Origin of the sequence: Prosthecobacter sp. (genome assembly GCF_044226605.1) — a bacterium.
Lineage (GTDB): Bacteria > Verrucomicrobiota > Verrucomicrobiia > Verrucomicrobiales > Verrucomicrobiaceae > Prosthecobacter.
This window is the reverse complement of record NZ_JBGAGS010000006.1, coordinates 334,832-349,565: the sequence shown is the minus strand read 5'-3', so window position 1 is coordinate 349,565 and position 14,734 is coordinate 334,832. Positions and strand designations below refer to the sequence as shown.

The 14,734-nt window shown below is 59.3% G+C and carries 14 protein-coding genes; 10 read left to right on the top strand and 4 right to left on the bottom strand.

All coding sequences use genetic code 11. The annotated features are described in order from the left end of the window. The first annotated feature begins 65 nt into the window (after positions 1–65). Positions 66–326, top strand: coding sequence for a hypothetical protein (locus tag ACILSO_RS10420; protein ID WP_395737334.1), 261 nt, complete (start codon positions 66–68; stop codon positions 324–326). On the opposite strand, the gene ACILSO_RS10415 is transcribed toward ACILSO_RS10420, so the two are convergent. Then, complete coding sequence (locus ACILSO_RS10415) at positions 327–773, bottom strand: SufE family protein (RefSeq protein ID WP_395737333.1); 447 nt, start codon at positions 771–773, stop codon at positions 327–329. It abuts the gene before it with no gap. Positions 774–775: 2 nt separating this feature from the next. Beyond that, a complete protein-coding gene (locus tag ACILSO_RS10410; protein ID WP_395737332.1) occupies positions 776–1,753 on the bottom strand; it encodes a PmoA family protein in 978 nt (325 codons plus the stop codon). A 64-nt stretch (positions 1,754–1,817) separates the two neighbouring features. Here ACILSO_RS10410 and ACILSO_RS10405 point away from each other — a divergent pair, with 64 nt between their 5' ends. Continuing rightward, complete coding sequence (locus tag ACILSO_RS10405; protein WP_395737331.1) at positions 1,818–2,663, top strand: sugar phosphate isomerase/epimerase family protein; 846 nt, start codon at positions 1,818–1,820, stop codon at positions 2,661–2,663. A gap of 56 nt (positions 2,664–2,719) precedes the next feature. Here ACILSO_RS10405 and ACILSO_RS10400 read toward each other — a convergent pair whose 3' ends face one another. After that, positions 2,720–3,709 carry a GDSL-type esterase/lipase family protein gene (locus tag ACILSO_RS10400; RefSeq protein ID WP_395737330.1) on the bottom strand — a complete coding sequence of 330 codons (990 nt, stop codon included), beginning with the start codon at positions 3,707–3,709 and terminating at the stop codon, positions 2,720–2,722. 58 nt (positions 3,710–3,767) lie between these two features. Beyond that, positions 3,768–4,193: a hypothetical protein gene (locus tag ACILSO_RS10395; protein ID WP_395737329.1), complete on the bottom strand. Its 426-nt coding sequence runs from the start codon at positions 4,191–4,193 to the stop codon at positions 3,768–3,770. 117 nt (positions 4,194–4,310) lie between these two features. Between ACILSO_RS10395 and ACILSO_RS10390 the strand changes: the two genes are divergently transcribed. From ACILSO_RS10390 to ACILSO_RS10355, 8 genes are all read left to right on the top strand, one after another. Then, the gene (locus ACILSO_RS10390) at positions 4,311–5,156 is read left to right on the top strand and encodes a phosphodiester glycosidase family protein (RefSeq protein WP_395737328.1); all 846 of its coding nucleotides are present in this window, start codon (positions 4,311–4,313) and stop codon (positions 5,154–5,156) included. 80 nt (positions 5,157–5,236) lie between these two features. After that, entirely contained in the window at positions 5,237–7,729 is a 2,493-nt protein-coding gene (locus tag ACILSO_RS10385; RefSeq protein WP_395737327.1) for a DUF1549 domain-containing protein, read from the top strand. Further along, positions 7,726–9,150, top strand: a complete 1,425-nt coding sequence (locus ACILSO_RS10380) for a DUF1501 domain-containing protein (RefSeq protein WP_395737326.1) — start codon at positions 7,726–7,728, stop codon at positions 9,148–9,150. The genes ACILSO_RS10385 and ACILSO_RS10380 overlap by 4 nt, the downstream gene beginning before the upstream one ends. A 64-nt stretch (positions 9,151–9,214) precedes the next feature. Continuing rightward, a complete protein-coding gene (tdh, locus tag ACILSO_RS10375; RefSeq protein WP_395737325.1) occupies positions 9,215–10,243 on the top strand; it encodes an L-threonine 3-dehydrogenase in 1,029 nt (342 codons plus the stop codon). A 42-nt stretch (positions 10,244–10,285) separates the two neighbouring features. Then, entirely contained in the window at positions 10,286–11,281 is a 996-nt protein-coding gene (locus ACILSO_RS10370; RefSeq protein ID WP_395737324.1) for a LysR family transcriptional regulator, read from the top strand. Positions 11,282–11,416: 135 nt separating this feature from the next. After that, the gene (locus ACILSO_RS10365; protein ID WP_395737323.1) at positions 11,417–12,622 is read left to right on the top strand and encodes a Gfo/Idh/MocA family protein; all 1,206 of its coding nucleotides are present in this window, start codon (positions 11,417–11,419) and stop codon (positions 12,620–12,622) included. Further along, complete coding sequence (locus ACILSO_RS10360; protein ID WP_395737322.1) at positions 12,619–13,860, top strand: DUF3472 domain-containing protein; 1,242 nt, start codon at positions 12,619–12,621, stop codon at positions 13,858–13,860. The genes ACILSO_RS10365 and ACILSO_RS10360 overlap by 4 nt, the downstream gene beginning before the upstream one ends. A gap of 41 nt (positions 13,861–13,901) precedes the next feature. Beyond that, positions 13,902–14,726: an alpha/beta fold hydrolase gene (locus ACILSO_RS10355; protein WP_395737321.1), complete on the top strand. Its 825-nt coding sequence runs from the start codon at positions 13,902–13,904 to the stop codon at positions 14,724–14,726. Positions 14,727–14,734 lie beyond the last annotated feature (8 nt).

Below are 14,734 nucleotides of genomic sequence, written 5' to 3'. Positions count from 1 at the left end.
TGTGAACAAGCGGCAGGTTTTGCTTGGCTCCGCCGGGCAATTCCGATAGAACGCTTTTCACAATCATGATCGAAGTCGAAATTTACGCGCCCGGCCTCCGCTCCGAATCCAATGTCATGCAGCTCCGCAACCAGATGGACCACTTTCCGAAGGTCCGCTACAAGGTGGACGCACGCCATGACCTGGTCTATTTCGAGATCGACAAGCCCGGGGACATCAGCCAGATGGAGATCCACCAGATTTTCGACGCAATCGACCTGCAGCCCCGGTTTGTGGGCCAGATTCCGGAAGCTCTGCGCACGGGACAGACCACACGGCTGGCCTAGTCAGGCCTTCTTTTCGAGAAGGGTCCGGGCCGCCTGCTTCATGCGGCCAAGGACATAATAAACAGTCTGGCTGCGCAGACGCACGAGGTCCGCGCCCACGATGCGCGGCACGAAATCCTGCGGGACGGCGAGGACTTCCGCGAGCGTGCTGCCATTGAGGCCGCGGCAGAGGATGGTGGTGAGGGCTTTGGTGAGGGTTTGCACCTTGGGGCCGAGACTGACGGCAAAGTGGGCGTGATCGCCGTTTTCCAGCCGGAGGTGGATGCCGACGGTGTCGGTGCACTCGGCATCATGGCGGACGTCTTCGAGGGCGAAGGTTTCGCCGGGTTTGGGGGCGTGGCCTGCGGAGGCCGCGGCCAGATCGATCAAGTTTTCGCGGCGCTCGCCTTCGGGGAGCGATTCGAAGAAGGTGATGAGTTCGCCCAAGGCGGCGGGGTATTGGGCCATGCTCACTTCTTGGCCGGTTTGAGCGCCAAATCCACCACGGGCATGGCGATGAATTTCTGCCACTGGGCTTCGCTCTCGGCCTGGGTGGCGACACCGTCGTGCACCCAGAGGGCGTAGCGGACGCGCAGGTTTTTCTCTTCGGTGACTTCCACTGGCGTGTCGAGGCTGAGGCAGCAGCCCATCCAGCCGTCATTGCGCACGTGGAAGGCGGTGGGATTGTGCGGGTTCATGGGATGGTTCATCAAAGTGATGCCGCCGAAGCCGTCGGCATCATTGGTGATGCGGCCGCTGTAGTCGCACCAGCGGGCGGGTTTGCGGAAGATGGCTTCTTCATTGACCTGGCCTTCAGAATTAAGGATGCGGCCGCCGCCGTCGTGCACGCCGATGCTTCTGGCCATGCGCACGGCGACGAGGCCGAAGCCGGTGGCGCCAAAGGTGGTGGTCTTGCCTTTGGGAGGGGTGAATTCGAGATCGATGATCATGAACCAGCTTTTGGCACCGTCGATGGGGCGGATCTCCGTGCGGCGGATTTCGGTGAGCTGAATGGATTTGTCGGCCTCGCTGATCCAACGGTTGACCATGCGCATGGAGGTGAATTCATCGGTGTCTTCGTAGCCATCGCGTGAGACCTCCACATTGATGATGCGGCCCTGCTTTTTTGCGTAGTCGCCCCAGAAGTCGAGGTCATTGACCATGTTGTGGGTGACCCAGACGCTGTTGTGGTGGGAATGCGTGAGAGGATCATGCGGGTGGCCCATGCGGGTGAGGCTGACGTCTTTGGACGCGCGGATGGGATAGCAGAAGGGGCGCATGTCCAGGGGATCGAAATGCATGGCGGTGAGTTCACGGCCATCAAGCTGGAAGGAGGTGATGTGATGCGGAAGTGGAACGGCCTGCAGGCGCGGGATGGGCTTGGCGGAGGGAAGTTGCGCCAGGGCGGCGGTGGCGGAGAGCAGCAGCAGGAGCGGGCATTTCATCATGCATCCCAAACGCTGTTTGCTGCTTCCATTTCACGAAGAACTTGCCAGACTTCGTGTCCCAATCATGAAGCATCTTCTTCTCTCACTCCTCTTCGCGACCGCCTCTGTGGCGGCCACGATTCCTGAAACCGCCAAGGTCGGCCAGTTCTTTGCGGGCTGCCAGGCCTACAGCTTCAACCGCTACAACGTGTTTGAAGCCATGGACAAGACCGCCGAGTGCGGCGGCAAGACCATCGAGTTTTATCCCGGGCAGAAGTTTGACGACAAAGCCAAGTGGGATCACAAGGCCACGCCGGAAATGATCGCCCAGGTGAAGAAGCATCTGGAAGCCAAGGGGCTGACTGCCGTGGCGTATGGAGTGGTAGGGCTGGGGCAAAATGATGCGGAGAACCGCAAGATTTTTGAGTTCTGCAAAACGATGGGCATTGGCGTGGTGGTGACCGAGCCGGACGTGACCGCTCTCGATAAGATCGAAGCGCTGGTGAAGGAGTTTGATATCAAGATGGCCATTCACAACCATCCGAAGCGCCCGCTGGATCGCGCGTATATGTTCTGGGATCCGAACTACGTCCTCGGCTTGGTGAAGGATCGTGATCCGCGCATGGGCGCCTGCGCTGATGTGGGCCACTGGGTGCGCAGCGGACTGAATCCTGTGGACTGCATCAAGATTCTCAAGGGACGTATCTTTGACAGTCACATGAAGGACCTCAATGAGTTCGGCGATGTGAAGGCCCATGACCTGCCCTTTGGCACCGGCAAGAGCGACATCCCGGCCATCCTGACGGAATACGCGGCACAGGGGTATCCCGGCCCGCTGCATTGCGAGTATGAGTACCACTGGGAGACCAGCGTGCCAGAGATCACGGAGTGCCTGACCTTCGTGCGGAACTGGAAGCCAGCGGCGAAGTAAGCTGTTTGTTTGAAGAAGCCGGGGATTTTTGATCCCCGGCTTTTTTTGTCTGCGAGCTATTTGGTTTCGCCCATGAGTTTCTTCACGGTGGGCTCAATGGCCTCTGCCCAGATGCGATAGCCTTTTTCATTGGGGTGGAGGAAGTCGGGCATGATGTCCTTGGTGATCAGGCCTTCGGGGGTGAGGAACTTGGGGCCGATGTCGAGGTAGGTGACGCTGTGCGTGCCGTCGAGCTTGGCGATGGTGCGGTTGATCTCGGCGATTTTCTCGCGCTGCGGGTTGGGCTTTTCTCCACGGGGGAAAATGCCGAGGAGGAGGATTTTTGACTGAGGCAGACGCTTGTTGAGTTCCTGCACGATGGCTTCGATACCGGCGGCGATGTCGGGCGCGGAGCAGTTGCCGGTGTTGTTGGTGCCGATCATCATGACGACGAGTTTGGGGGCGATGTCGTCGATGGCGCCGTGTTGAAGACGCCAGAGGACGTTTTCGGTTTTGTCCCAGCCGAAGCCGAGATTGCCGGGATTGCGCGGGGTGTAGAATTCGCCCCAGGTCTGCGGGCCGCGAAGGGCGTAGCCATCGAACTGCTCGCCGCCGAAGAAGTGGGTGATGGAGTCACCGATGAAGAGGATCTGCGGCTTGGATTTTTTGACAGCGGCGCTGGTGAGGGCGTGGCGCTTTTCCCAGTCGTAGCTGGGCCAGCTGCGATCCTGCGTGACGGGGACGACGGTGCTGGGCTGCGGGGAGTGGCCGGCGAGCGGCTCAAAGGTGGACTGCGCGGCCTCGCTCATCGTTTTGCGGTCTTTGGCGAAGGTGCGTGTTTTCAACGTGCCACCGGATGAGAGATCGATGGGAGCGAGGTAGGGATTTGATTTCGCGATGGGATCGGCACCGTCGAGGGTGTAGAGAATCGTGGTGTCCGGGGAGGCGCTGGTGAGTGTGACCACGCCCTTGTCATCGCGTTTGATGGCGGGCGCTTCGAGTTGGAGTGCCGGAGCGGCGTGGAGGATGCCGCAAAGTTGGAGGGCGAGTGCCAGATGGATTTTCATGGGTAATTTCTACACAGCCGCAGGATCAATCTGTCTTCAACAGCTTCGTCAGCGCTGGCTAGGCGGCGGGTGTTTGAAGCACTGACAGGCTGACCAGGACGCCGCGTGCAGTCCAGGCGATGGTGCGAACCCAGTTGGTCATATTCAATCGCCGGCACCGGTCGGCATCGAAACCTCGCATGAGCTTGAGGTGCAGCGGCGCCTGCAAGGCGGCTGTGGAGAGCCAGATGAGGGGAATGAGGCAGACGCTCAGGAGAAAATTCAAATCGCAGCCGTGGTAGACGATCCACGCGGCGGTGACGGCTTCCACCAACAGCAAGGGTGCCACGACCAGGCCGATGCGGAAACAGTGGGCGAAGTGATAAGGCATGAACCCTTCGCCTGTGACCCGATGAAATTGAGGGTAGATGATCACCTGCACGACCCAGATCAGGCCTACGAGAGCCCAGGTGGCTGCAAAGTGGATCAAGAGAATGAGGTTCATCGATGAGGAGCGGAGGCTGTCAAAAGAGCGCTGAGTTTTTTACCAGAGTCCACAGGAAGATGACAGGCGGAAGAACGACGGCAAAGAGTTCGTGAACGGAGGACGTTGTGTCCAGACATGAACCGACTGATCCTGCCATCTCTTGCGGCGCTGTTATTTTGCCACCCGCTTCCCGCGCAGGTCCCGGAGCCTGTCAAAGCGGCTGCTGAATGGCGGGGCCTCGCCAAGGGCGTTCAGCTGGCGCGTTTTGCGGTGCAGGACGCCGGGCCGCATGAGTTTGTCATTGTGCGCATTGATCCGAAGGTCGCCGGGCTGCAACTGCTGACGGCTGCCGGGCAGAAGCATGATGCCCTGACTGCGGATGAATGGGCGAAAAAACATGGGCTGAGCGTGGTGATCAATGCGGGCATGTTTGAACCTGATCATGTGACTCACACCGGCCTCATGAAGGACCGGGAATCCGGCATCACCGGCAAACTGAAGGGTCTGTACTCGTCTTTTGCGATGTTCGCTCCCGAGGACAGCAAGGAGGCGGTGTTCCGCATTTTTGATGCAGACACCGAGCAGGACATGGCCGGACTGCAGGAGACGACCTTTCCGAAATACCGATGCCTTTTGCAAAACCTGCGCCTGATCAAACGCCCGGGGGAGAATCGCTGGAAGCCGCAGCCGAAAGCCTGGAGTGAGGCGGCGCTGGGGGAGGACAGGGAAGGCTGCGCCCTGCTGATCTTCTGCGGGGCGGGCCTGGCGATGCATGATTTCAACGAACGCGTGCTCAAGCTGCCGATTGGCCTGGTGGCAGCGCAGCACCTCGAAGGCGGCCCCGAGGCTTCGCTGCACATCAAGTGTGGGGGCTTTGAACTCAAATGCGTCGGGAGCTACGAAACCGGCTTCAACGAAAACTACGACAACAAGGATTACTGGCCGATACCCAACGTGATCGGAGTAAAGTCCGGCGAATAAGCTGCTGAAACGTGGGCACGTGTTCACCAAGGAGCAAAGAGTGGTGCATCGAAGTGCGTAATTAGTGGATCACTCCGCCCATGCATCACCACACGTTTCAGACGCTTCTCCATGCAGCACTGCTGCGGGGCATGGCCGTGACTGCGTTTGCGGCAATGGTTTCAAGGGCCGAAGCGGCGGTCGATTATGAGCACGAAATCAAGCCGCTGCTGAAGGAGCGCTGCTACGCATGCCACGGGGCCTTGAAACAAAAGGCGGACCTCCGCGTCGACACTACAGAGGCGATGCGCAAGGGCGGTGACAACGGAGACATCCTGGCCGGAGATCCTTCATTGCTGCTGCAGCGGGTGACCACAGACGACAAAAAGGACCGCATGCCGCCAGAGGGGGAAGGGGCCCGGCTCAACTCTGAGCAGGTGGCCAAACTGCAGGCATGGCTGGCCACAGGTGCGCCCGCTCCTGCAGGCGAGAAGCCTGAGGATGATCCGCGTGCGCACTGGGCCTACCAGCCACCGAAGACTTCAGGCAAACCGCTGGATGCGCTGCTGAAGGCACGGCTGGCGGCGCAGAACCTCAAACCTCAGCCGGAGGCTGCACCGGAGATCTGGCTGCGCCGTGTGCATCTGGATCTCATCGGCCTGCCACCGTCAGCAGAAGAGGTCGCCGCGTTTTTGGAGGACTCCTCTTTGCCGGCGCGCCAGCGTGTGGTGGATGAACTGCTCGCGTCTCCGCAATACGGCGAACGCTGGGCGCGGCACTTCATGGATCTCTGGCGCTATTGCGACTGGTATGGCCTGGGCGCGCAGCTCCGCCACAGTCAGAAGCATATCTGGCACTGGCGTGACTGGATTGTCGAGTCTCTGAACACGGACAAGGGCTATGACCGCATGATTGTGGAGCAGCTGGCGGGCGATGAACTGGAGCCTGGAGATCGCGAAACTCTTCGTGCCACGGGTTTTCTGGCGCGCAGCTATTATCTTTTCAACCGCACAACCTGGCTGGATGAAACCATCGAACACACCTGCCGCGCCTTTCTTGGCGTGACGATGCAGTGTGTGAAGTGCCATGACCACAAATACGATCCCATTGAGCAGGCCGACTACTACCGCATGCGTGCCATCTTTGAACCGATGCACGTGCGGCTGGACCCGTGGCAGGGCGAACCTGACTTTGAGAAAAATGGCCTGCCCCGTGTCTTTGATCTCCATCTGGATCAGCCAACTTTCCGCCATGTGCGTGGAGATGAGAAAAACGAGGACAAGTCGAAGCCGATGGTGCCGGGAATTCCCCAGGTGCTGGCATTCACTTCGTTCAAGCCTGCCGCGCTAAAGCTGCCACCCGCCTCCGCACGTCCTGTGCTGCTTCCGTTTGTGCTTGAGGATCATCTGCATGCGGCTGAACTGCAGATCGAGGCGGCGCAGAAGGCCAATGATCCTGCCGCGCTGAAAACAGCAAGCATGCGCAGGGCCATGATTCAGGCTGTGCATGCTGCGGATATTGCCAAAGGAGACACAACGCTGGCCACTGCGGCCGCGCAGGCCGAGGCGCGGTACCTGGTCGCGAAAGCGGAGCTCGATCTCGCGAAGGCGGGGGGTAATCCGAAAGCCAAAGACGCCGAGAAGAAGATCAAGGCCGCACGTGAGGTTCTCGAAAAAGCCCAGAAAAAAGCGGCTGCCCCAGGCAAGGCCTACACCTCTCTGGCGGCAAGCTTGAAAGCCCAGGAAGGTCCGACGGAAAGCACCAACGCCTCTGTGCAGACTTATCCCGAAACCAGCACCGGGCGCCGGCTCGCCTTTGCGCAATGGGTGGCTGACAAACGCAATCCGCTCACAGCCCGCGTGCTGGTGAATCAAGTTTGGATGCGGCACTTCGGGGTTCCGCTCGTGGCTAACATGGATGACTTTGGCCGCCGCTCCCCGCCGCCTCTGCACCAGGACATTCTCGACACTCTCACGGTGGATTTTATGAACAATGGCTGGAGCCTGAAACATCTTCACCGCACCATGGTGCTGTCCGAATTGTACCGGCGCAGTTCTTCGAATGCAGGGGCTGACACCAGAACGCTGGCCGCAGATCCTGACAACCTTTCCTTCTGGCGCATGAATCCGCGCCGCATGGAAAGCCAGGTGGTGCGCGACAGCCTGCTCCGGCTGGCTGGCAGGCTGGATCTTTCTCTCGGTGGTCCCAGCCTTCCCACCACAGCAGCGGACACCAGCCCGCGGCGCTCGCTTTACTTCATTCAGAATGCCGAGGTCGAGGAGCGTTTTCTGGCCACCTTTGACAACGCCAACGTCCTTGAATGCTACCGTCGCAACGAAAGCGTGGTGCCGCAGCAGGCGCTGGCGCTGACGAACAGCAGGCTCAGCCGTGAGTGTGCGGATGCTTTGGCGGCAAAGTTTGGCAAGCTCGATGAGAGGGAGTTCATCGAGCAGTCCTTCCTGGCAGTGCTGGGCCGGCCCGCGACGGCAGGGGAGCGTGAAGTGAGTTTGTCCGGCCTGGCGCAGCTGAAGCAAAACCGCAGCCTCTTTGTGCAGGCGCTGCTCAACCATAACGACTTTGTGACCCTGCGATGAATTCTTTGCCGAGACCTACGCCCTTCCTCCGCCGTGACATCCTCGGCGGACTGGGCAGCATTGCGGTTGCTTCCATGCTGCGCGCGGAGGAGGCGTGGCACCCGCCGAGCGGACTGCCGGTGATTCCCCAGAAGGCGAAACGGGTGATCTGGCTCTTTATGCGCGGGGGCGTGAGCCACATGGAAAGCTTTGATCCGAAGCCGATGCTGACGAAGTACGCGGGCAAGTCCATCGGCGAGACGCCTTTCAAGGAGGTACAGAATCCCGAGAAGCTCAAGAAGGTGCGGGTGGTGGTGGTGAACGATGCGAACGGACAGCAGCGCAACGTGATCTATCCGCTTCAGGTGGGATACAAACGCTATGGTCAGTGCGGAGTGGAGATCAGCGACTGGTTTCCAAACTTAGGCACATGCGCGGATGAGATCGCCTTTATCCGCAGCATGTGGACCACGGACGACAATCATGGGGCGCAGGTGCAGTTTCACAGCGGCAGGCACATGCTGGAGCCACGTGTGCCTACCATTGGCGCCTGGATCAGCTATGGGCTGGGTTCGATGACGGACAACCTGCCCTCGTTCATCAACATGGGGCCGCGCTTTTTTGACGTCAGAGACGGGCACTATCTGGGGCCCGCTTACGACGCGGTGAATTTAAAGGTGGACCCCAAGAACGCGATGCCATTTGCCACGCCAGAGATCGCTATCGCCAAAGCGGAGCAGGCTGCGCAGTTTGACCTTATTCATCAGCTCAACACGCTGAATGCGGAGGCGTATCCCGGAGACAAAACGCTCGCCGCCCGCATGAAGAGCTACCAGCTGGCCTACAACATGCAGGCCGCGGTTCCCGAGACGATGAACCTGGACGCGGAGAGCGAGGAAACCAAAAAGCTCTACGGCCTGAACGACAAGATCACCGAGCCGTTTGCGCGGCAGCTGCTCGTGGCACGCCGTTTGGCCGAACGTGGGGTGCGTTTCATCCAGCTTCAGCATGGCGATGGAGCCGCAGGTGCCTGGGATTCTCATTCCGGCCTGAAGAAAAATCATTCGATGCTGGCGCAGCAGGTGGACAAACCCATCGCCGGACTGCTCAAGGACCTGAAGCAGCGCGGCATGCTGGATGATACGCTGGTGGTTTTCGCGACGGAGTTTGGCCGCACGCCTGGAAGCCAGGGAAGCGACGGGCGGGATCATCATCCGTTTGGCTTCAGCGTGTGGATGGCCGGCGGAGGCATCAAAGGCGGGACCATCCATGGCAGCACGGACGAACTCGGATTTCATGCAGTGGAGCATCCGCACTATGTGACGGATGTGCATGCCACCATCCTGCACCTGCTCGGTCTGGATCCGCACCAGCTTGAGGTTCCCGGCCGCAAGCGGCTGGAGCGGGACTTCGGGCAGGTGATTCCGCAGATTCTCGCGTAGCGGAAAAAATACCAGTTGCCGATTTAGTGGACGCGTGTCCAATATATCGACATACTTATCCAATATGAAAGCACTCGTCAAAGCACGTTCGGAACGCGGTCTCTGGCTCCAGGATGTCCCGGAGCCGCAGGTGGGCATCAATGATGTGCTGATCAAGGTGCATAAAACCGGCATTTGCGGCACGGATTTGCACATCTACAAATGGGATGCCTGGGCGCAGAAGACGATCCCGGTGCCGATGGTGGTGGGCCATGAGTTTGTGGGGGAGGTGGTGGAGGTCGGTTCGAATGTGAATGACTTCCACCCCGGGGAAATCGTGAGCGCCGAGGGGCATGTGGTGTGCGGCCGCTGCCGCAACTGTCTGGCGGGAAGGCGCCATCTTTGCAAAGACACCGTGGGCATTGGCGTGAATCGCACCGGTGCGTTTGCGGAATACATCAGCGTGCCGATGACCAACGTGTGGCACCATCGCGATGGTGTGGATGAGGAAGTGGCGAGCATTTTTGATCCCTTTGGCAATGCCGTGCATACGGCCCTGGCTTTTGAGTGCCTCGGTGAAGATGTGCTGATCACGGGCGCGGGGCCGATCGGCATCATGGCGATTCCGGTGGTGAAGCATGCGGGAGCGCGACATGTGGTGATCACGGATGTGAATGAGTACCGGCTGAATCTGGCGCGGCAGATGGGAGCGACGCGGGCGGTGAACGTGACCAACGAAAAGATCGAGGACGTGCAAAAGCAGCTCGGCATGAGGGAAGGCTTTGATGTAGGACTCGAAATGAGCGGAAACGCCGCCGCCTTTCGCAGCATGATCGACAACATGTGCCATGGAGGCAAGATCGCCATGCTGGGCATCCCGAGCGAGCAGATCGCCATCGACTGGAACAAGGTCATTTTCAACATGCTGACTATCAAGGGCATCTACGGGCGGCAGATGTATGAAACGTGGTATTACATGAGCGTGCTGCTGGAGAGCGGAGTGAACATCAAGCCGGTGATCACACACCGATTTCATTTTACCGAGTTCGAGCAGGGTTTTGCAGCGATGGAATCCGGTAACTGCGGCAAAGTTGTGCTGGACTGGTCAGCTTAGACGCTTGCGATCACCTGTTGATCCATTAGGACTAGGCTAACGATGAAAGCAAAAACCAACGCTCCCCGCAGGATCGGAACAGGCACCGACTCACCCGTGCGCCGTTACTTCAAAGAAGTGCGTTTCAGGCAGATCCGCGCGCTGGTGGAGCTGTCGCGGCATGGCAGCTTTGCAGCGACGGCCGCGGCGATGGGGCTGGCGGTGCCTTCGGTGTGGCAGCAGATTCGCTCCCTGGAGGATGAATACGGCGTGCAGTTTGTGGTGGCAGACGGCGCCAAAGTTTCTCTGACGGACGATGGCCGGTCACTGGTGGACCTGGCGGCTCCGCTGGTCGAATCCTTCGACGGCCTGAGGGCGATGTTTGAGGAACGCCGCAGCACGGCTGCGCGTACGCTGACGGTGGTTGCGCCGCCGACAATGATTGCCGGCGCGCTGCGGCGGCCGATCATCGCCTACCGGCAGCATCATCCGACGGTGAAACTGGTGCTGCTGGACCGGTCTTCGTACCTCGCGCGTCAGGTGATCGAGCAGGATGGGGCTGACCTGGCGGTGATGGGCATGGCGGAGGGCGATGAGCCGATGCCGCAGTTCCAGTGCCTGCCGCTGACGCGGTTCGCATTTCATCTCATTTGTCCTGCCCATCACGCCCTGCTTCAGACCCGGCAGCTGACGCTGGCGGGCATCGTCAATGAACCGTTGGTGCTGGCGCCGGAGGAGAGCAGTTCCCATCGGCAGATCCGGAGAATGTTTGCGCGAGCCGGGCTGGCGGAGCGCATGAATGTGACGATGACGGCCACGAACCGCGCGCTGCTGCTGAACTATGTGGCCATTGGCTTTGGCATCGCGCTCGGAACCACGGCTGCGGGAGTCAGGCTGCCCAAGCGCGCAGCAGGCGAGACGGAGATCGTGTTTCGAGATGCCTCTGATCTCTTTGGACATGAGGAAGTCTTTCTGGTGCAGCGCAAGGGCCGCTTCGAACCCGAGCATGTGCGTGCGTTTCGGGAGCTGGTGATCAAGGCCTTCCGTCCGGAATCGTAAACGCGGAAGTAAAGCGAGCATTAGGCGCAAACGAATGATTGCCAAACGGATTCAACATTTAACAACATCTGACCAAAGCCATTGCGGCGGGAAGGCGTTGATGTCTGACCTTTAAAATCCAACCCCTCCCTATTCATGAACCGACGCTCCTTCTTTCACGCCACAGGTCTCGCCACCTTCGCCAGCCGAGTGGCCGCGCAAACCTCTGCAACGCCAGCACAAACTCCCTACAGCGGGCCGGTCTTCAAGATCGGCAACATCGGCTGCGGCGGACGAGGGACGTTTGTCTCGGGCATCCTGGCTGAAAATCCCGGCTTCAAACTCACCGCAGCGTGTGACTATTTCGAAGACAAGGTGAAGAGCTTTGGTGAAAAGTTCAGCATCGCCGCGGATCAACAATTTACCGGGCTGGATGGCTACAAGAAGATGCTGGAGCACGTGGATGCGGTGGCTATTCACAGCCCGCCGTTTTTTCACGTGCAGCAGGCGATTGATGCGGTGGCGGCAGGCAAGCATGTGCTCATCGCGAAACCGGTGGCGATCGACGTGGCCGGGTGCGAAACGATTCGCCAACTGGCGAAGGATGCGGCGGCCAAGGGCATCGTGGTGCTGGCCGATGTGCAGTGCCGTGGCGATGCGTTTTTCCAGGAGGGAATCAAGCGCATCCATGACGGAGGCATTGGTGACCTGCAATTTGGCGAGTGCCATTACGAGGCGGATTTGATCCCGCTGCAAAGCGAGGCGGATGACACGCCAGAGGGGCGTCTGAAAAACTGGATCCGCCACCGCGATCTGGCGGGCGACATCATCACCGAGCAAAACATCCATGCGCTGGACATCGTGAGCTGGGCTTTTGGACGGCCGACGCGCATCAGCGGCACCTGCGGCCGCGGCGGGCGTCCAGACAATGTGGGCGATGTGTCGGACCACTTTGCCATTCTGTTTGAGTTTGCAAAAGGTGCGGTGACTTTCGCCTCGCGCCAGTACACCGCATGGGGCTCGCCCTTCCTTTGTGACAATCGTTTTGTCGGCACGAAAGGTGCCTTCACCAGCAAGTTTGGCGGGCGGGTGATGATCCGTGGCGGCAAGGACAATTTCTGGGGCGGAGGGGAAACAAAGAATCTGTATCGCGCGGGCTCGGTGAACAACGTCGAGTCTTTTCGTGCGGCCATCGCTGCCAAAGATCCGGGAGGAAATCCCACGGTCGAAGGTGCGGTGGAAACCACGCTGCTGACGCTTTTTGGAGAACATGCCGCAAAGGCAGGACACGCCGTGACGTGGGATGAATTCATCCGGGATGCGATCGTCGCAAAACCTGAACTCAAAGGATTAAAATCATGAACCTTACGACTATGAAAAAGAGCCTCTGCTTCACCACCACCACATTGTTGCTGCTGGCCAGCGCGCACGCTGAATTGAACGTGCCGGCTTTCACGGCCTATGCGGAAACGGATTCTGGAGGAGTGACGATTTCCAAAGAGAAAGGCGCTTCCCAATGGACGGACAAGAACCAGCACGTGCTGTGGTTTGGAGAGATCAAGACTCCAGGCAAGCTCAGTGCTGTCATCAAAGCCAAGGACGAGGATGGGAGAAAACTGCGGCTCACGATTGGGAAGCAGAGCAACGAGGCCACCATCAAGAATGGCGAGGCGGAATTGGGCGACTTTGAGATCGCTCAGGCGGGTTATGTCCGGTTTGATCTAGCTACGGTCGGCAGTGCTGACGGCAAAGGATCGATTCAGGCGCTGGTGCTCGACGGAGCAGCCATCAAGGATGCGCATTTCAATCTGGAGCCGCGGCGCAATGCAGCCTCGGTGCACCTGATGTATCCAACGCCGAAGGATGAGAAGATCACGATGTTTTACAATGAGGTCACGGCGGTGGAGGATCCAGTGGCGACGTACTACATGGCCTGTGGATTCACGCGCGGCTACTTTGGCATGCAGGTCAACTCGCTGGAGGAGCGGCGCATCATTTTTTCCATCTGGGACGCGGGCACAGGGCAGAACGCCAAGGATCGCAGCACCGTCTCCGCCGAGAACCAAACTCAACTGGTCGCCAAAGGCGAGGGAGTGGAAGCCAGCGTCTTTGGCAATGAGGGAACGGGTGGCCATTCGCATCTCGTCTATCCTTGGAAGACGGGTGAAGCGCAGAAGTTTGTGGTCCGCGTGGAGCCTGAAGGAGAGCACACGACTTACAGCGGCTTCTGGTTTCATCCCGAGAAGAAAGAATGGATGCTTATTGCGAGCTTTCGTGCGCCCAAGGATGGCAAGTATCTACGAGGGCTGTATTCATTCAGTGAAAATTTCGGAGGTCAGAACGGTCACCTCCAGCGCAAGGCTCTCTACGGGCCGCAACGGATCGCTACTGCGGATGGCAAATGGACGGAACTGACGGCTGCGACTTTCAGCCACGACGGCACCGGCAAGGCCAACCGGCTTGACCGGTTCATGGGAGTCGAGAACGGGAAATTCTTCCTGTCCCAAGGGGGATTCGTGGAAGGCTTCACGCCGTTTGGCAAAAGGTTTGAGCGGCCTGCCAGTGGCGCGGCCCCTCAGATCAATCTGCCAAAGAAGTGAATGATGCTTTTCAAAGCCAGTGAACGTCTTCATGTTGCGGCATGATGAAACTTTCACTGATGGTTGGAATGGCATGGATGTGCTGCGTGGCAGTTAGCGCAGACGATTTGAAGTCGCGGCTGACGGCGGCGGGAGTCTCCGAGACGAAGGCGGAGCGGTTTCACGATTTCGTTGAACTGGATTTTGATCTTCCTGGTGATGGGGCTGAATGCAAGATCGTCGCGCCGAAGAAGGCAGCGGCGGGCAGCCCGTGGGTGTGGCGTGCGCGTTTTTGGGGACACGAGCCTGCCTTTGACATCGCGATGCTGGAGCACGGGTATCATCTGGTGTATTGCGATGTGGTGGAGTTTTGGGGAGCGCCCAAGGCGGTGGAGCGCTGGAATCAATTTTATGCGCTCGCGCAGAAGCTCGGGCTTGGTCCGAAGCCGGTGCTGGAGGGCATGAGCCGTGGCGGCACTTATATTTTCAACTGGGCGAAAGCCAACCCCACCAAAGTCAGCGCCATTTATGCTGACAATCCGCTGCTGGACTTGAAGAAGTTTCCGAACGGGACGCCTGAAGCGCGGGCGATGAGGAAAGAGTGCCTGGAAAGCTATGGCATCACCGAAGCGCAGCTCCCTGAATTCAAAGGCAGCCCGGTGGACGGTCTGGAGGGCCTCGCTGCGGCCAGGGTGCCGGTGTTTTTTGTGCTGGGAATGAAGGACGACATTGTCCCTCCTAAGCTGCACGCGGATGTGCTGGAGGCGCGCTATAAGGCGCTGGGTGGTTCAATCACGCGCTGGGAGAAGCCGGAGGCGGGGCATCATCCGCATGGGCTGGATCCGGTGACTCCGCTGGTGGAGGCGGTTCTGGCGGCGGGTCAATGAGAAGATGT